The 19,021-nt window shown below is 41.4% G+C and carries 14 protein-coding genes and 3 tRNA genes; 11 read left to right on the forward strand and 6 right to left on the reverse strand.

The features are described from left to right. Window positions 1–3 precede the first annotated feature (3 nt). A complete protein-coding gene (locus tag DVR12_RS24550; protein WP_116978463.1) occupies window positions 4–477 on the reverse strand; it encodes a 23S rRNA (pseudouridine(1915)-N(3))-methyltransferase RlmH in 474 nt (157 codons plus the stop codon). 125 nt (window positions 478–602) lie between these two features. Between DVR12_RS24550 and DVR12_RS24555 the strand changes: the two genes are divergently transcribed. Continuing rightward, window positions 603–676: transfer RNA gene (locus DVR12_RS24555), tRNA-Arg, on the forward strand. A 55-nt stretch (window positions 677–731) separates the two neighbouring features. Here the strand turns inward: DVR12_RS24555 and DVR12_RS24560 are convergent. The 5 genes from DVR12_RS24560 to DVR12_RS24580 all read right to left on the reverse strand — a co-directional run bounded on the left by DVR12_RS24560 (window position 732) and on the right by DVR12_RS24580 (window position 3,354). After that, window positions 732–1,262: a hypothetical protein gene (locus DVR12_RS24560; RefSeq protein ID WP_116978464.1), complete on the reverse strand. Its 531-nt coding sequence runs from the start codon at window positions 1,260–1,262 to the stop codon at window positions 732–734. A gap of 121 nt (window positions 1,263–1,383) precedes the next feature. Next, entirely contained in the window at window positions 1,384–1,686 is a 303-nt protein-coding gene (locus DVR12_RS24565) for a hypothetical protein (protein ID WP_147323536.1), read from the reverse strand. A 123-nt stretch (window positions 1,687–1,809) separates the two neighbouring features. Beyond that, on the reverse strand, window positions 1,810–2,232 hold the full coding sequence (locus DVR12_RS24570) for a hypothetical protein (protein ID WP_116978466.1): 423 nt from the start codon (window positions 2,230–2,232) through the stop codon (window positions 1,810–1,812). A 61-nt stretch (window positions 2,233–2,293) separates the two neighbouring features. Continuing rightward, window positions 2,294–2,743, reverse strand: a complete 450-nt coding sequence (locus tag DVR12_RS24575; protein ID WP_116978467.1) for an anti-sigma factor family protein — start codon at window positions 2,741–2,743, stop codon at window positions 2,294–2,296. Further along, on the reverse strand, window positions 2,740–3,354 hold the full coding sequence (locus tag DVR12_RS24580; protein WP_116978468.1) for an RNA polymerase sigma factor: 615 nt from the start codon (window positions 3,352–3,354) through the stop codon (window positions 2,740–2,742). Before DVR12_RS24580 ends, DVR12_RS24575 begins: the two co-directional genes overlap by 4 nt. Window positions 3,355–3,523: 169 nt before the next feature. Here DVR12_RS24580 and DVR12_RS24585 point away from each other — a divergent pair, with 169 nt between their 5' ends. The 10 genes from DVR12_RS24585 to DVR12_RS24630 all read left to right on the forward strand — a co-directional run bounded on the left by DVR12_RS24585 (window position 3,524) and on the right by DVR12_RS24630 (window position 19,019). Then, window positions 3,524–3,733: a hypothetical protein gene (locus tag DVR12_RS24585; RefSeq protein ID WP_116978469.1), complete on the forward strand. Its 210-nt coding sequence runs from the start codon at window positions 3,524–3,526 to the stop codon at window positions 3,731–3,733. A gap of 23 nt (window positions 3,734–3,756) precedes the next feature. Beyond that, a complete protein-coding gene (locus DVR12_RS24590) occupies window positions 3,757–4,506 on the forward strand; it encodes an SOS response-associated peptidase family protein (protein ID WP_116978470.1) in 750 nt (249 codons plus the stop codon). Window positions 4,507–4,685: 179 nt separating this feature from the next. Further along, window positions 4,686–4,759, forward strand: a tRNA-Arg gene (locus DVR12_RS24595). 144 nt (window positions 4,760–4,903) lie between these two features. After that, window positions 4,904–4,977 (forward strand) — tRNA-Arg (locus DVR12_RS24600). Window positions 4,978–5,137: 160 nt separating this feature from the next. Beyond that, window positions 5,138–6,805, forward strand: coding sequence for a tetratricopeptide repeat protein (locus DVR12_RS24605; protein ID WP_116978471.1), 1,668 nt, complete (start codon window positions 5,138–5,140; stop codon window positions 6,803–6,805). Window positions 6,806–7,031: 226 nt separating this feature from the next. Next, entirely contained in the window at window positions 7,032–10,109 is a 3,078-nt protein-coding gene (locus DVR12_RS24610) for a SusC/RagA family TonB-linked outer membrane protein (protein ID WP_158563364.1), read from the forward strand. Between the two features lie 23 nt (window positions 10,110–10,132). Beyond that, on the forward strand, window positions 10,133–11,659 hold the full coding sequence (locus DVR12_RS24615) for a RagB/SusD family nutrient uptake outer membrane protein (RefSeq protein WP_116978473.1): 1,527 nt from the start codon (window positions 10,133–10,135) through the stop codon (window positions 11,657–11,659). Between the two features lie 61 nt (window positions 11,660–11,720). After that, a complete protein-coding gene (locus DVR12_RS24620; RefSeq protein WP_116978474.1) occupies window positions 11,721–14,807 on the forward strand; it encodes a glycoside hydrolase family 2 TIM barrel-domain containing protein in 3,087 nt (1,028 codons plus the stop codon). A 5-nt stretch (window positions 14,808–14,812) separates the two neighbouring features. Then, complete coding sequence (locus DVR12_RS24625; RefSeq protein WP_116978475.1) at window positions 14,813–16,717, forward strand: MGH1-like glycoside hydrolase domain-containing protein; 1,905 nt, start codon at window positions 14,813–14,815, stop codon at window positions 16,715–16,717. A gap of 4 nt (window positions 16,718–16,721) precedes the next feature. Further along, a complete protein-coding gene (locus tag DVR12_RS24630) occupies window positions 16,722–19,019 on the forward strand; it encodes an aminotransferase class III-fold pyridoxal phosphate-dependent enzyme (protein ID WP_116978476.1) in 2,298 nt (765 codons plus the stop codon). Window positions 19,020–19,021 lie beyond the last annotated feature (2 nt).

Here is a 19,021-nt window from a genome sequence, read left to right on the forward strand (position 1 = left end):
TGACTATTGATGATGATACTTTTCTCTGTTTATTACTGTGTATGCCCTGTATAACTGCTCCGTAAGAAGTAGCCTGACTAATTGATGAGGGAAGGTAAGGGCAGATAATGACAACTGCATTTGCGCCCTTTGCAATACAGTACTATCAATACCAAAAGCGCCTCCAATCAAAATGATTAATTGCCTGGTACCTGCATTGGTGCGTTGTTGAAGAAAGTCGGCAAACTGTATGGTAGTCATCATTTTTCCTCTTTCATCTAAAGCTAGCAAATAATCCGTAGGCTGTAACAAATCTAAAATAATTTTTGCTTCCTGCTTCTTTAATTCCGGAACAGATAAACTGGCTGCCTGCTTTACTGTAGGGATTAATTTTACATCAAAATCCACATAATGCTGCAATCGTTTCTGAAAAACAGCCATCCCATCACGTATATATGGGTCATGTTCCTTTCCTATGCTCCAGAGTTGTATTTTCACGGCTTTTAATAATTAGCGACCTTTGTAAAAGTACGTGTAAATCAGTAGATTGAAGAAAATTTTTTAATAAATATTTGGCAGTTTCGAAAAAAGCACTACCTTTGCAATCCCATCAAAATAAAGATGGCTGCGTAGCTCAACTGAATAGAGCATCTGACTACGGATCAGAAGGTTTCAGGTTTGAATCCTGACGCGGTCACAAGAAAAGAGGTTATCTGGAAAGATAACCTCTTGTTTTTTCTATCTCTAAAGAATCAATTCTTAAATACAAAATTCTTCTTCTTAGGTAATACTGTTGTTGTCATTAAAGTTGAATCCTGTCGGTTATAGACAAAAATAAATTGCCCTACCCGGTCTACCGACGAAAGTTCTACATTCCCAATGGCCCGCTTCGCATCTTCATTGAATGTAAAATTGAGTACTAAAGAATCAAGATACAGGTAGTCTATCTTTAAATCCTTAAATCCTTCATCTTTCATACTACGGATGGCATTTCTCGACTTATCATTGTAGTTTTCAAATGCCCATAAATCCTGAGGAAATGAACCGATAGTTGTTCGGTATCCTTTCATTGATTCAACAAATACAATGGATGGATGAATAGCACTATGTTTTTTTCTGCGCTTGTTATATCTCGGAGGCTCCTGATCCTGACGCACTAAAGCCCCGGTATACGGATCCCGTTTCCAGGTATAATTATGCTTCTCTTTCTTTGGTCCGCTAACTCCATATCCACAACCAACGAATATAAAAAGCAAAATAACATTGTAAAACTTCTTATTCATAGATAGCTGCTACATTAAAAATATCTGTGCCGAAAAGTATAACTATTTTTCGTTGCAGCAAGCCCGTTAGTACTATATAAACTGTTAAAATTGGTTACCGGATTTTTGTTTCTAAGTACTTCTACTTAGAAACAATTGGCGCACATATCAGCTGTTTAACTCCATTTGCAATATCCTTGCATTTGTCTAATGCCGGAGTGTTGGAGCCCGATTTAAGAACGATGAGGGATAAACGTCCTTTTGCTGCACTGATATTAAACTTCGTTTCAGGATCCATCATTATCTCCCTGTTTATCTTATGTGTGCCTTCAAACAATTTAACCGGCTGGAAACAACTATCTAAATAATGTTCTACCAATGGTGTTTTATCACTATTATAAGAAATCTGCATTTTATATCTCTCGCTGTTTTCCTCTATGGACATAGTAAATCCATTATTTGGGAAAAAGATATGAATAAAGTTTACAAACATTATTATTGATGCAATAAAGCAGATGCTGCATAAAACATAAATCGTTTTCATACTTGTTATATTATATATTCAGAATTACTTACTGATTTTTTGAGACCAGAAATAATAACCTAATAGTCCGGTTGCAATACAAAATCCCATAATAGCTGCTGAATGCAGGCCAAGCGGAGGAAAGAAGGATATCAGCAGCAGCCCCACACAAATAGCTGTGAGAATACAGAAATATTTTGCTGTAGAGGTAAGCTCACTTTTCTTAGGGAGCATATTGGCAATTACTTCCACTGGTACACCTTTTTCAATCATTTTATTCTTAAGCCTGTTGTCCAGGATCATCCGCATCAATGAAAGTATAAGGCTGGATATCATGAATAAAAAGACAAGCAAAATGATACTTCTTTCAAGTTCTACCATCATCTCTTTATTCAACCCCTCTAATGGTTGTGAGTAAGCAGAAAGACTTAGTATTCCAAATATTGATGTGATAATTATTCTTTTCATTTTTAATATTTTTTATTACTTCTTAGTTAGATAGAGTAAGTTGATTTTTGTTGCAATTCACTTAATAAAAATTTAGTGATTGCATTTTTGCCCTGTATGTATTCAGCAACTCGCTGCTTAAATACGTTACAATTCCAAGCGTTGATGATAAAATAATGCTTAGCAGCGTTAGGGAAATATTGTCGAGCAATTGTCCGAATACCTCATTCATCAACATTAATATTCCTGTAACAACAGTAATCACGGTTATTACAAGCAATAATGTTTTGATTATAAATTGCCTTGATGGTAAGGTAACCGATTTAGGAAGTTGAGATAATACCAGTTGTTCTACATCAAAGTCAAATACCGGTTGTTCTATCGATTTTATTGAAGAAAAAATGGCCTGGTAGTTTTCAACTGCCATTTGGCAGGCCAGACATTCATGCATATGAGCTTCCAATTTAGGATCAGCAGGTAGCTGGCCCAGTGCAAAATTTTGCAGTTCTTCTTCTGTCGGATGCTTTGTCATAATTCTTCTCTTTGATAAGTCGATAATAAATTCTTTTTAAGTACATTTCTCGCACGAAACAGGTAGTTCTTTATTGTTCCTTCCGGAAGGGAAGTGATTTCAGCTATTTCTGCATAACTCAGCTCTTCCTGATGATAAAGCGTAATTAATGTTTGGTAAATAGGAGGAGAGAGGTTTTTAATAGCTGCTTTCAGAATAGCCGACAATTCATTTCCTGAAATCCTTTTTTCTACTTCATTGCTGGTATCCGGATGCTTATTATAGGCCCAGCTTTCCAGGATTTCTTCCTGTGCAATATCATCTGAATGTGATGGCACAAATACCAGCTTCTTTTTTTCCAGAAAACTTAAACAGGTATTATAAGTTATTTTTCCGATCCAGGTACTGAGTTTGGAATTAAAACGAAAGGTCGAAAGATTTTTATAGGTCTTGAGATAAATATCCTGTACAATATCACGCCGGTCCGACGGTGTAGGAACCATTTTAAATACCATTTGTGCAACCAGGCCTTCCGTTTGCCTGATGATACGGGCAAAGGCCTGCTGATCTCCCGCTAATACTTTTTCAACTAGTTGCTGATCGGTTAGGGTATGTGCTGCTGGATTATTCATTAGCCTATTAGACTGGTTGCCCGGATTTATGTTGCAAAAAAATTAAATTTTTTTAGGTTGATTTATAATATAATAGATAGATGTTTTTTTGTTATAAGTAGTTTGATGATTTATGATTTTATAACATTTCTGCTGGTTGTACTGTAATATAGATGAATATTATTATTGTATGGAACCATTTCAAATTATTATTAAAGGACAGGAATATACAATAACACCCTATCTGAAAGATGGGATTATTGTTTACAAAGCCCAGGTAGGGGAGCATGAGGTTTCTTTCGAAAAGAATAATGAAGGAAAGTTATCAGCTTCCCACGATCATATTCCCAATGAGTTTTTATCTGAACTGGCACAAAAAATTGAGTCCTATTTTTTTTGATATATATTTTAAACAGTTAACCCATGTGTTATGCACTTTCTTTTTCTACCGAACTGAATGCATTATTCAATGTCTTACCAGCGCTAAAGGAAGCACCGGAAAACGATGTTGGTTTTTCTAAAATCTATTTACAAACTCCCGATTCATTTCCATCCTGGCCTGTTGTTTATAATGAAAATGGTGTAACTAAAATAACTATGATGGAATGGTCGGTTTTACCAGCTTATTTAGAATCGCCGGTTGAAGGAGACAGGGAACGCCGACGCAATGCTTTTGTAAGAACTACAGAATTGCAGGACCCAAAGAATTATTGGCATAGAATGTCGGCCAATCGCTGCCTGATTCCGGTTACCGGCTATTTCGAACACCATGCGCTAGACAGGCAGCAGGGCGAGATACCATATTTTATAAGGGTAAAGGATACAACCGTATTTTTTATCGCCGGTATCTACGCGTATGCTCCCTTTGCTGATATGGAAACAGGTACGTTAAACGGAACTTTCGCCGTAATTACGCATGAAGCAAATGAACTCCTGGCACTGATTAATAATACCGGACCTCTGGCCGGAAGAATGCCGCTTATCTTAACCCCCGCTTTGGCCGAAGAATGGATTGATCCTGATCTTATTGATATAGATATCTACGATATCCTGACTTTTACTTTCAGATCAGATGCCATGGAATACTGGTCAGTGAATGATCTAAAGACTTCTCAAAACAACGAAATAGCAATTGCCAAAAAGGAATATCCCGGTCTTCCTTCAATAAGGTAACTTCAAAAAACAGAGATAGTTAATAATCTTAGTTTAATGGAAAGTCTTGTGTGATAAGGGTTATAGACCTAATCATTTATTTTACGTATAGCCTTTACCGGTAGAAAGAAGAAAAAAACCTGATATTTTTTTTGTTTAATTTAAAACATGTTCTACATTTGCAATCCCAATCGGGAAATGGCTGCGTAGCTCAACTGAATAGAGCATCTGACTACGGATCAGAAGGTTTCAGGTTTGAATCCTGACGCGGTCACTAAAAACAAAAAAATGCTGCATTTATTGCAGCATTTTTTTTCTAAGTTCTTAAAATCTGAAAAATTATTATTAATTATAAATAATTGATAAATAATTTGTTAGAAAGAAAAAAGTTATTATATTTGCAATCCCAACAGGGAACGGCTTCGTAGCTCAACTGAATAGAGCATCTGACTACGGATCAGAAGGTTTCAGGTTTGAATCCTGACGAGGTCACAAAAATACAAATAGGTCATCTTACCAAAGATGGCCTATTTTTTTTCTTTAGCATCATAAAGAATTTGCATCTGTTTTTCAGGCAACCTCCAAGTTTGATTGCCTTTATCCAGCCACCAGGAATTTTTACAATTATCCTAAATTTCCTTACTTTTCCTCAATGAAACTGTTGTCATTCCTGTTCGTAATATGCCTATACACCAGCACTACAACTGCTCAGCTGAATGCAGATAGTCTTAATCAGTCGCTTTCGAATAAAAACATGACAAGTGTGGAGAGAATCAATACCCTCAACACTCTTGCTGCATATTATAATAAAGACTCTACAAACCTGGCCCTCGTTATGGCCAATGAAGCATACCTGCTTTCCCTGAAAGAAAACAACAGGAAACTTCAGGCTGCTTCTCTGCTCAATTTATCAGAAGGATACCTCTATAACGATCATTACGACCAGGCACTCAACTACGGCTATTCAGCCCTGGATATCTGCCAGGCGTTAGGTGACGATAGCGCCACTGCCCGTGCTCTCACAAACCTGGGCTGGATTTTCTATGACACAGAAAACAGCTACTTCTCCCTGCAATACCATCAACAGGCACATAATATCTATAAGAAACTGGGTAACGCTCACCGGATTGCTCTTTCCATGAACGCATTGGGACTGGTATATCTCATGAAAGACGAATTCGAAACTGCCCGAAAATATTTCGATAGCACCATCACTATCGCAAAGCAATACCACAGCGAAGGTATGGTTGCCAGCGCCCTGGGTAACAGGGGGATCTGCGAAAACGAATTCGGTAAATACCAGGAAGCCCTGGCTGATTTTGAAAAAGCCCTTGCTATTCTTGGTACTGCTGATGTTCTTGCTCATGCTGAAGTACTCAACCAAATGGCTTTTTCAAGAATCAAGCTAAAAGAGTACGCTGTGGCTGAGAAACTACTCTCAGACGCCAGAAATCTGATCAATCAATCCAACTCTAACACCAGAAAAGAGAAACTCCTCGATAATCTTACTAATTCAGTTCAACTCTATCAGGATCTCGGTGAATACAAAAAAGCCTTTACTGCTCTCCAGGAATATACGGAAGTGCGTAATGAGATACTCTCTAAAAGCAAAAGTGAAGCAATTTCTGCTCTCAAAATACAGCGGGAAGCTAAAGAGAACGAACGCCATATTATTACCCTCGAAGCCCAGAAAGAACTACGGGCATTCCAAAGAAATGCCCTGGCAGCTGGTGTACTACTCCTTATTATAATAGGTGTACTCTATATCAGTAAAATGAATCAAAAACGGAGAAAGGAAAAGGAGCTGGAAGATATGCGGCAGGCCCTCATTAAAAGAGAGCTCGAAGCGGCCATTCATGAAAAGGAATCCCTTAATAATAAACTGGAGTTCCGCGACAATGACCTTAAAAATTATGCGCTCTTCATCTCCCAACGAAATGATATGATCCGTAATTTCATAGACGAACTTACCGTTCTCGATATTCATGGCGACGCCAAAGCCGAAAATATTGCCCGATTCAATCGCCTCATTCATAAATTCCAATACGACCTCGATAGCAATAAAGACACCCAGGACTTTAACCTGTCTGTTAATGAAATCCACAAAGATTTCTTCTTTAACCTCCTTCAAAAATTCCCCGACCTTACCGAAAATGAACGCCGTTTATGCGCTCAAATCAGATTGAATCTTTCGATGAAAGACATCGCATCCCTCAATAATATTTCCGTAAAATCCGTCGAAATGGCCCGTTACCGACTCCGTAAAGCCTTCAATCTCGAACACAAAGAGAACCTCTCGGATTTCCTGAGACAATTTTAAAATATTGATTATTAAATAGTTAACTCCCTTGTAGAGGTCGTGTAGAGGTCTCTGTAATGCCTGTATAGAGGTAGTAAATCCGCTTACCCTTGATTTTCCTGTCTACTTTACTTCAAGTTCCGGCGCTCAAGAAATCACGTGTGAAAAACTTCAACCTATGTTGTAGTGCCGGGAAAAACAGTCCATGTTCAATTATCAAAAAGCAGACTTTAAAACCAAAATGCGTATGTGGAAACAACTACGGAGAAATGGAATTCTATTATTCCTATTGTTTACCGGGCTAACAGTCTTTGCCCAAACTCCCACCCTAAACCTGACAGGTAAGGTAACGGATGCCAAAGGCAACCCAATTCCAGGAGCCAGCATTGCTGTAAAAAATACCAGTAAAGGCACCTCTACCAATGCCACGGGAGAATTCGCCCTCGCTGCAGTTCCTGAAAATGCAACCCTCATGGTATCGGCCATGGGATTCACCGCTAAAGAAGTAAAACCAACCAGTAAACATTTGGTGATTTCCCTGGACGAAAATGTAAAAGGCCTGGAAGAAGTACTCGTAATCGGGTATGGTACCCAGAAAAAAGGTGACGTAACCGCTGCCATCTCTTCCGTAAACACTAAAAATCTCGCTAAACAGCCTTCCGCCAATATCGGAACCATGCTGCAAGGCCAGGCTCCCGGCGTTGTAGTAAGCTCCGGTACTGGTAACCCTTCCGGTCAGCCTGTGGTTCTGATCAGGGGTATGAACAGTATCAACAATGCCAGCCCGTTGTATGTGGTAGATGGTATCCCGCTGGAATATGCATACGATATCAACCCTAATGATGTAGAGTCAATCAGTGTTTTGAAAGATGCATCTGCTGCTACTATTTATGGTGCGCGTGCTGCCGGTGGAGTAATTATCATCACCACCAAAAAAGGAAAATCTGGGGAACCACGTGTAAACTTTAGTTCTTACTACGCATCACAACAGCTGAATAATAACCTGCCGCTGTTAGATAAAGTAAACATGAACAAAGTAGTACGCGAAGCTTTCGGCAATGATAATTTGCCCGCTCCAAGCTATGTGCAGGACGACAGCAAATATGCAAACTCCGACTGGGTTGGTGCCTTCACTAAAAAAGGTATTGAGCAGAAGTACGATGTTGATGTATCCGGCGCTTCCGAAAAACTCTCTTACCGCCTTTCTTACGGCCACTGGGAAAACTCCGGTACTATTATCAACTCTGGTGCGAAAAGAGACAATGTTCGTCTGAATAGCGAGATCAAAATGCTCGATAGCCGCCTGAAAATTATGCCTATCGTTGCCTATACCCGCTTTAACAACCAGAACTACAGCGATGTGGATGGCGATGGTAATGCTGGTTGGTCTCCATTTATGGAAGTCTATAAAACTTTACCGCACAAACGTATTTATGATCCTAATTCCTTCAACGGTTATGCTAAACCTGAAATAGAATTGGGCTCTGGAAACCCAATCGGCGAAAGAATGCTCTGGAATGGCAGATCAGTTGATGATTACCTGCAACTTAATGTGGCTGCTGATCTTAAACTCTGGTATGGCTTCTCTTACAACTTCACTATCGGTAAGAATATTGTAAATACCTATTCGTTTAGCCAAACCAGCCCTTACGATTTCGGGGCGCTGTCGCTGGTGGAAAATCCATCCCGCTCAGAAAGCCGGGGAAGAAAAGAGAACTCACTGTATACCCACCTCTTGAACTATGAAAAACAGCTTGGCAAGCATAACATTAAAGCCATGTACGGTTTTTCCCGTGAAAAGAATGTATACCAGGGAACTACCGGTGCAGGTAATCACCTCAGCAGTCCATTGATCGAGGCTTTATCCGGCCTGATCATGGAAGGTAAGAACGACTATATTCGTGTCAACGGATGGAACTACGGTAACAATCTTCAGTCGTATTTCGGACGTGCAAGCTATAACTACGACGATAAATACTTCCTTCAGGGAAGCCTGCGTCGTGATGGCTCTTCACGCTTTGGTCCTGCAAACCGTTACGGTACTTTCTACTCTGTTTCTGGTGGATGGAATGTGCACAAGGAAAACTTCTTCAATGTTCCATGGATCTCCGAACTGAAACCTCGCTTTAGCTACGGTACAGTAGGAAATCAGAATATTAGTAACTTCCAGTATCTGGCTAAAATATATTTAGCGAATTCTGATCCATTCCTGAACTATCCGTTTGGTTCTCTACCTAGCCAGCAGGTTTATGTTGGCGCCATCGCTGCAACTTTAGCCAACAACAATATTAAGTGGGAGCAGACTGCTACCTTCAACGGGGGTGTAAACTTCAGCCTTCTCAACGGTTCTGTGAGTGGAAGCTTCGACTACTTTAAATCAAAAACCAGCGACATGCTGGCTGAAACACCAATTCCTACTTCTTCAGGTATTACAACCATGCCGCTCACAAACATAGCTGACATGGAAAATAAAGGCTGGGAATTCACTGCAACTTACCGCAGCCCTGCCAGCAAAGATTTCCGCTGGGATATCACTGCCAACCTTTCTCATAGCCGCAACAAAATCATTCGCCTGGGATATGATGGTGGTGTGATAGCTGATGGCTTTGTAGATTATAATAACCGCGGAACTACACTAACCAAAAAAGGAGAAGCATTAGCTTCATTCTATCTCTACAAAACTGATGGTATCTTCCAATCACAGGCTGAAATTGATGCTTATAAAAATAAAGCAGGTGAACTGATCCAGCCAAATGCAAAACCCGGCGATCTCCGCTTCGTAGATACCAACGGTGACGGACAGCTCGACGAAAGCGATAAGCAACTGATGGGCAACGGGCTACCAACCATCGACTATGGTATTACTTTCAATGCCAGCTACAAGAATTTTGACCTGATGATTTTCCTGAATGGTAAACAAGGTCAGAAAATGTATAACGGTGCTAAAATGTTCCTGTACCGTTATTATCGCTCTACAGATCTGCTGAATGCATGGACTCCATCAAACACCAATACAAATATTTACCGTTTAAGCAACACAGATGAGAATGAAAACATGCGGGTGTCTGATTACTACCTCGAAGACGCATCTTTCCTCCGCCTCAGAAACCTGCAATTGGGTTACACCCTTCCTCAGAGATTAGCCACTGCAATGCATTTGGAGCGCCTGAGAATTTATGCCGGTGCTTATAACCTGCTAACTTTTACTAAATACACTGGCTTCGATCCGGATTTGTCTAACACCGGTATTTTCAGCCGCGGCGTAGACAGGGGTTATTACCCGATGAGCCGCTCTTATGTGTTCGGCCTCAACCTTGGATTCTAATCTGAAAAATTAAACTGACAATTATGAAACTAAAAATAACAGGTCTGTTTTTCTCTGCTGTGATGCTGTTTTCCGGGTGCTCCGACAAGTTCCTCGATTTGCAGGATAAACAAAACCTTACAGAAACTACTTTCTGGTCTACCCGTCAGCATGCCCTACAGGGTATCACTGCTACCTATGGTGCATTGCAGGGATATGATGGCGATAAATGGACCTTCTTTGAACAAGTATATGTAACCCTTGCTTTTAAAGGGGATGATATAGATAATAACAAAAATGAACCATATGGGAAAAACCTCGCTGCTTTTGTAAATAGTTCGGATGAATCAGGGCCATGGAGCCTCTGGGCTACCTGCTATACTGGCATTGGAAGAGCCAACCAGGTAATAGAAAAGGTACCAGGTATCAGCGTTATGACAGAAAAGGAACGTAACGAAATTGTTGCAGAAGCTAAATTCCTTCGCGCATATAATTACTTCGTACTGGTTAATGGTTTTGAAAATGTACCGCTGGTGCTGAAATTCGTAAAAGACCTTGATAAATTACAGGTTCCACAAGCGCCGGCAGCTGATGTTTGGGCGCAAATAGAAAAAGATCTGGCTGAAGCTGAAGCCGTATTGCCGGATAGTTATTCCAATGAATATAAAGGCCGCGCTACCAAAGGGGCTGCAAAAGCCTTGCTGGCTAAAACATACCTGTATCAGGAAAAATGGGCCCAGGCAGAAACCAAATTCAGAGAAATCTATGGTAAATATTCTCTGAACACCAACTACGTAGATAACTTCAACGGTACAAAAGAAAATGGCCCTGAATCTGTCTTTGAAATACAATTCAGTGGCGATCGTACGGTATCGGATGAAAGACATCCTTTCAACTTTGAAGGACGTCCCTATGCCTTGGATGGTTGGGAAATTTACTATCCTTCTGATTGGGTAGTTGAAGAAATGAAGAAAGATAAAACTGCCGGCGGTGAGTATAGCGACAGAGTTTACGGAAATATTTTCTTCGATGATCCAAAGTCATCCATGTGGGATCTGAATACACCTGCCAGCCAAATTCCTTATTCAGAGGTAGCAGCCGATTTGTCGCGCCCGGCTTACTATAACAAGTATGCCTATCCAAACGATAGAAGTGGTTCTTATGTAGGTTATAATATTTCCCTGATCCGCTATGCAGATGTATTGTTGATGCTGGCAGAAGCTGCCAACGAAAATGGAAAAACTGATGAAGCTATAGGCTTTGTGAATGAAGTTCGTACACGCAGCCATGCGAAAGCTATTTTAGCAGGCAGCCTCAGCAAAGACCAGTTGAGAGATCAAATCCGCAACCACGAACGTCCGGTAGAATTAGCCATGGAATTCGGTATCCGTTGGTTCGATCTGGTTCGCTGGGGTCGTGGTGCTACTGCAAAACAAGCCATCAAATCAGTACTGCAAAATCACGGAAAACCTTTCTATAACAACTTCGTAGAAGATAAGCACATTCGCTATCCTATACCTCTTAAAGAGATAAACACTAATCCGCTCCTGAAGCAGAACAATTTGTATTAAAATCTTTGCCGGCAGGCAACTGCCTGCCGGCAAAATATTTTTCATAAGCACGGATATTGAGATGATGAAATACAGTATTGGATGGATAATAGCTTTGTTGTTCTTTTTAAACACAAATGCTCAGCAAAACCAGCAACCTTGGAGTAACCCGAAAATTCAAACAGAAAATGCCCTGACTCCTCATGCCTGGTTTATTCCCGCAGTTTCGGAAACTGCTGCATTGCAAAATGCTCCGTCACCATTCATGCAATCGTTGGACGGTATTTGGAAATTTCGACTGGATTCTGCTCCTGCAGCACGCCCGCAAAACTTTTTTTCGGATAATTATGATGTTGGCAACTGGAAAGATATTAAGGTGCCTGCCCACTGGCAAACAGAAGGTTTCGACAGTTTTATTTTCACTGATGTAGAATACCCTATCCCTGTAAATCCGCCATACCCGCCGGAGAACAACAACCCTATCGGTTCCTATCGCAGAAATTTTACTATTCCCGATAACTGGAAAGAAAGGAATGTTATTCTCCATTTTGGTGCAGTGAATTCATTTTTCTTCTGCTGGGTAAACGGAAAATATGTTGGACTGGGAAAAGATAGTAAAACGGCTACTGAATTTGATATCACCCGTTTCCTTCGCAAAGGCCAGAACTCAGTATCTGTGCAGGTATTTCGTTTTAGTGATGCTACCTACCTGGAAGGACAGGATATGTGGAAACTCAGTGGTATTGAACGAAGCGTTCAGCTCATTGCCAGACCAAAAATTGCAGTGCAGGACTTCTTTGTAAAAGCAGGCCTGGATCATTCATATACTAATGGCCTCCTTAATCTCGATGTAGTATTTAATACAGCCGTGAAGGGTGGTTATCTGCAAGCAAAACTTCTGGATGAGAAAAATTCAGTGATCATGAAACAGCAACTACCACTAAATGGTAATACAAAATATCAGTTTAGTGCCGCTGTTGGCAAAGTGAAAACATGGAATGCAGAAAATCCATCTCTCTATAATCTGCTAATATCATACTACGATAAAAATGGCAAGCTGGTGGAGGTTATCAGCCACCGTACTGGTTTCAGAACCGTTGAAATTCTTAACGGTCTGCTATTGGTGAATGGGGTAGCAGTGAAGATAAAGGGTGTCAACCGCCATGAACATAATATGTACACTGGTAAGGTGATCAACAAAGAAGAAATGCTGGAGGATATCAAGCTACTGAAGCAGTACAACATCAATGCCGTTCGTAGCAGTCACTATCCGAATAGCCCCGACTGGTATGCCCTCTGTGATGAATACGGTTTGTATGTCGTGGACGAAGCAAATATAGAATGTGATGGTATGTCATTCTCTCCACTTAAAACGCTTTCTGATAAGCCTGAATGGAAGGATGCATATATGCACCGCACCCGCAGGATGTTTGAAACAGATAAGAATCATTGCTCAATCATCACCTGGTCTCTGGGTAATGAAAGTGAGTTCGGTGAAAACTTCATAGCAACTTACCGTTACCTAAAAGCGATGGATAGTACACGTCCTGTACAATATGAAGGTGCTGGCAGAAACGAATATACTGATATCGTTTGCCCGATGTATAAATCCCCAAGTGTAATGCTGGAATATGTGAGAAGATGGAATCCGCGTCCATTTATTCAATGCGAATACGCTCACATGATGGGAAATGGTGGAGGTAACCTGAAAGACTATTGGGATTTGATTTATCAGCATCAGCAACTTCAGGGTGGCTTCATCTGGGACTTCTCGGATCAGACCTTTAAGAAAAAAGATAAGAATGGCCACGATATTTGGGCTTATGGCCGCGACATGGGACAGGTTGGACTTACCAGTGATACAAGTTATTGTGCAGACGGATTGTTTGCGGCAGACAGAACGCCACATCCACAGGCTTTCGAACTGAAGAAAGTAATTCAACCAGTAACATTTACAACTGTTCCTTTATCACCTAACCAATTACGCATCATCAACAGGTTGGATTTTACCAATCTCAATCAATTCGAATTCTCCTGGTATATCCGCTCTAATGGAGAATCAGTAGCAAAAGGCCCATTGCAGGTTGGTGATGTATTACCACATGCAGAAAAAACAATCACACTTTCATTACCTGCTCTTAAAGCCAAACCTGGTACGGAGTATTTCCTGACTGTTGAAATGCGAACAAGGAAAGAAACTGCATCAATTCCGGCCGATCATCTTCTTGCCTGGGAGCAATTTGAATTACCGGCAACATTGCAGGAAACTACTGCTCAGGTAATTGAGAAAAAAGTAAATATCAGTAGAACCTCTGAGCAGATCAACGTTTCAGGTGATGATTTTGAAATATCATTTAGCAATAAAACCGGCTGGTTAAGTGCTTACAGCTGGCAACATCAGTCAATTATGCAATCGCCGCTGGAACCACATTTCTGGAGAGCCCCAACAGATAACGATATTGGAAACAGTCAGCAGATGCGTTGTGAAGTCTGGAAAGACGTACTAAAAACTGCCCGCCTCGATTCCATTACAGCAACCCCAAATGGCCAGTACAGTGTTATAATTCGCACCTGGCATTCATTACCAGCTGTAAATGCCACTTATATAGCTGTGTATACTATTACAGGTGATGGCTCTGTTCAGGTGAATGTAGCTATGAAAACGGGTAAGGATGCTATGCCTGAATTACCGCGCTTCGGTATGCGCACTATCCTGCGTGGAGAATTTGACAACGTTGCCTGGTTGGGCCGTGGGCCTTTCGATAACTATGCAGACAGACATACTGCTGCAGCTGTAGACTTATACCGTATGAAAGCAGATAAGTTATTCCATCCTTATCCTCGTGCCCAGGAAAGTGGTTACAGAACCGGAGTTCGTTGGATGTCGCTCACTAACCCACAAGGTGTGGGTCTCATAGCTAAAGGCTCACCTCAGATTTGCGCAGGAGTGCTGCATTTTAATATGGATCGTATGGAGTTTGACCGTGATGCCGCCGAAAATAACCATGGAGGAAGTATGACCAATGAAGATCTTGTTTGGTGGAATATTGATTACAAACAATCTGGTGTTGGAGGTGATAACAGTTGGGGGGCCACTCCGCACTCAGAATTTATGTTGCCCTACCAGGATTATAGTTATTCATTTATACTAAGTGCCTCAATAAAATAAAGAATATGAGAAGATGGTTGATACTACTACTAGCGCTTTCCCTGCAACAGGTATATGCCCAACGTAATAAATATCCTGATGTACTGAATCTGCATGCAGAACCACCTAAAGGAAAAAGTATCCTTACCAATGTGTTCAGCGACATGGGAGCATGGCATGCCTATGCACTACCATTGCATAAGGAGGATAACGGAGCTTTTATTGGCCCGCTAATCATGGGAATGGAAGGAGAGTGGTTGTCCGGAGCTTTCTCCAGGTTAGAGTTAAGCGAAAACAACCAGTTAGTGGATCTTTCTGTTGCTGATGCAAACATCAGGTATTTTCCGGGGATGCTGTTGCAACAACTGGAAATAAATAAACTGGGAATTACACAGCAATTGATTTTTGTATCAGGTAGAGAAGCATTGCTTCATACAACCATCACCAATAGAAGTAATAGTGTCAGAACACTAAATATTCGCTATCATGGTCAATCTCGCAAGCAGATAACAGTGAACAATGAAACATCTTCTCTTCAGTCGGCCGGGTTCGTAGCTGTTTTCCCGGCCGGCACAAGTATAACAGCCGATAGCCTTAGCTATAGCGCAAGTAATACCGGAGTTGTAATTGCTCCTGGTGCAAGTTATGAGCAAACCCAGTTGCAGGCTTATTATCCGGATACTGTTCATAAACCTGCGGTATATGAATTCAGTAAATCATTAAAGGAGAACGAGAATAGATGGAATGGATATCTTTCCCGTTATTTTTCTGCATCACCTAAATTGACTGAAATACAGAAACGATTGGCAGTGAAATGTATGGTTACATTGATTACCAATTGGCGTAGCAGTGCGGGAGATATCCATCACGATGGAGTTTTTCCGTCTGTTAACTATCAGGGCTTTTATGGTGTCTGGAGCTGGGATAGCTGGAAACAGGCAGTAGGTATTGTGACATTCAATCCTGAACTGGCAAAAAATAATATCCGCTCGATGTTCGATTATCAGGATGAACTTGGTATGGTGGCAGATTGCATCTATTTAGACAAGTCGGAGAACAACTGGCGCGATACCAAGCCGCCGCTCGCTGCATGGGGTGTTTGGGAAGTATATCTTCAAACTAAGGATACCGCTTTTGTAAAAGAGATGCTGCCTAAACTGATACGCTATCATGAGTGGTGGTATACAAACAGAGATCACGATCAGAACGGTTTATGTGAATATGGTTCTACCGATGGAACCCGTATCGCCGCTGCCTGGGAAAGCGGTATGGACAATGCTGTGCGCTTTGATAGTGCAGTAATGCTAAAAAACAACGATGGCGCATGGTCTCTCAATCAGGAAAGCATAGATCTCAATGCATACCTATATGCAGAGAAAAGATATCTGGACAAGCTACTTGCTGTTTCAGGGGAAAAAAACAGATATAACGATCAGGCAGAGAAATTACTGAATATGATTCGCACAAAATTTTTTGATGCGAAGAAGGGATATTTCTATGATCTGCAACCCGAAACAGGAAAATTGGTAACTGTAGATGGGCCTGAAGGCTGGATTCCACTATGGGCCGGAATTGCCACTAAAGTGCAGGCGGAAAAAGTGATTCAAAAAATGAATGATCCGCGAAAATTCAATACCAAAGTACCACTGCCAACACTGGCTGCCGATCATCCGGCATTTGATCCGATGAAAGGTTATTGGAGAGGCCCCGTTTGGCTCGATCAGGTGGCTTATGGAACTGAAGGTTTACGCAAGTATGGATACAAAAAACAGGCATCGAAATTTGAAAAACAACTGCTGAATAATGCAGTTGGGTTACTCACCAACGAACCAATATGCGAGAACTATCATCCGCTTACCGGTAAAGGTTTGAATGCAAAAAATTTTAGCTGGTCTGCAGCTCATTTGTTAATGATATTGAAAAATAAATAACGTCATGGAATTTACAGCGAACGAAGTAAAGCAGCTTGTTCAAAAAAACTACCTGCTGGCAGTAGAAGTAGACCCTCTGCAGGGTTACGATGAGTTTAACTACAAGATTACTGACACCTCCGGGCGGAAATTTATCCTCAAAATAACTGGGGAGGAAAAACAATATTCCTTCCTGGATGCACAACTTCGGATTTTAGACCACCTCACTGTGACCGATGTCGCCTGGAAATTTCAGCAAATTCTCCGAAATAAAAATCGACAGGAACTGACTCCGGTATTTAAAGATGGTAAACAATATTACGTTCGAATTCTTACCTGGCTGGAAGGGGAGTGTTGGGCAAAAGTTCAGGTGAAAACAAAAGAATTGTATCTCGACCTTGGCCGCTTCATGGGTAAAACTGATGAAGCAATGCGGGAATTCCAGCACGATGCGCTACACCGGCATTATACCTGGGATATCAGCACAGCTGCAGATTCCAATAGATTACTACAGCATATTCATGATCATGAAAAAAGAAGACTGGCGGGTTACTTCCTGCTGGCATTTGATACCGAGGTAGTTCCGGTATTACAGGAGTTGCGTCATGCTTGTATTCACGGCGATGCCAATGATTATAACGTATTGGTACAGGATGGTAAAATCAGCGGCCTCATCGACCTGGGCGATATGGTGTACACTGCACTCGTTAATAATGTAGCTATTGCCTGTACTTATGCCATGTTCAGAGCAGAAGACCCTTTGCAGGCAGCCGCATGGGTGATTCAAGGGTATCACGAAGCATTCCCGCTCACAGAACAGGAAGTAGATCTCATCTATTACCTGATTGCAGCGCGTATGTGCATCAGTGTTACTCAATCTGCCTTCCAGGCTTCCCAGGGCTCATCAAACAGTCACCACTTTGTGACTGAAGAAGATGCCTGGGATCTGCTAAATACACTCATTCGTATTAATCCACTTCGTGCGGCAGATACTTTCCGTAAAGCCTGCGGCATGCCATCTTTGATCAATAGGGAAGAAGAGTACAGCGTACTACTGGAAGAAAGGAAATCAGTAATTGGCCGTAATCTCAGCATTAGCTATCGTAAGCCTCTGAAGATTGTAAAAGGTGCTTTGCAATATTTATACGATGATAAGGGAGATACCTATATCGACTGTGTAAATAACCCAAGCCATGTTGGCCACTGCCATCCGGTTGTTGTGAAAGCCATGCAACGCCAGATTGCTACACTCAATACCAATAGCCGTTACCTGAACGACCACCTGGTAGAATATGCAAAGGAACTGCTAAGTACATTACCTTCTAATTTAGCTGTAGTATACTTTACAAATTCCGGTAGTGAAGCCAATGATCTGGCTATTCGCATGAGCCGACATTTTACCGGTCGTAAAGATGTGATGGTACTGGATCATGCCTACCATGGAACATCCACCGTGGCCATGGAAATGAGCCCTTATAAATTTGATGGTAAAGGCGGTTTCGGGCAAAAGCCTTATATCCATAAAGCCGTTTCACCAGACCTCTACCGTGGAGAGTTTCGCTATGATGATCCATTGGCTGGAGAGAAATACGCAGAAGATGTACTACAAATCCTTGAGAAGAATCCCGGAAAAATTGCTGCATTTATCTGTGAAACACTATTAGGGGTAGGCGGACAAATTCCTTTACCAGACCATTACCTGGAGAATGTCTACAAACATATCCGAGCTGCCGGTGGTGTATGTATCGCAGATGAAGTACAGGTAGGATTCGGAAGAGTGGGTGAGAAATTCTGGGGCTTTGAACTGCAGAATGTACAACCAGACATAGTTGTACTGGGTAAACCTATCGGCAATGGTCATCCGCTGGCTGCAGTAGTAGTTACCAGGGAAATAGCGGATGCCTTTAATAACGGGATGGAATACTTCAACACTTTCGGAGGAAACCCTGTATCCATGGTTACCGGCCGAACAGTGTTGAACGTAATTAAATCTGAACAAATGCAGCAGCATGCTCTCGAAACAGGCAACTTCCTGATGGATGGACTTCGTGAGGTGATGAGCAAACATCCTGTGATCAGTGATGTACGCGGCTTCGGACTATTTGTTGGAGCGGAAATGGTGAAAGACAGAACTAGCATGGAACCAGCTGTAGAGGAAATCAATGCAGTTGTAGAGAAAATGAAAGAAAGAGGTTTTCTGCTCTCAACCGACGGACCACTTTACAATGTATTGAAAATAAAGCCGCCGATGGTGTTTAACAAGCAAAATGCAACCGATATGGTGCGCCATCTCGACGAAGTATTAACTGAACTTAACTTCTAATA

Source organism: Chitinophaga silvatica (assembly GCF_003419895.1).
Classification (GTDB): Bacteria; Bacteroidota; Bacteroidia; order Chitinophagales; family Chitinophagaceae; genus Chitinophaga; species Chitinophaga silvatica.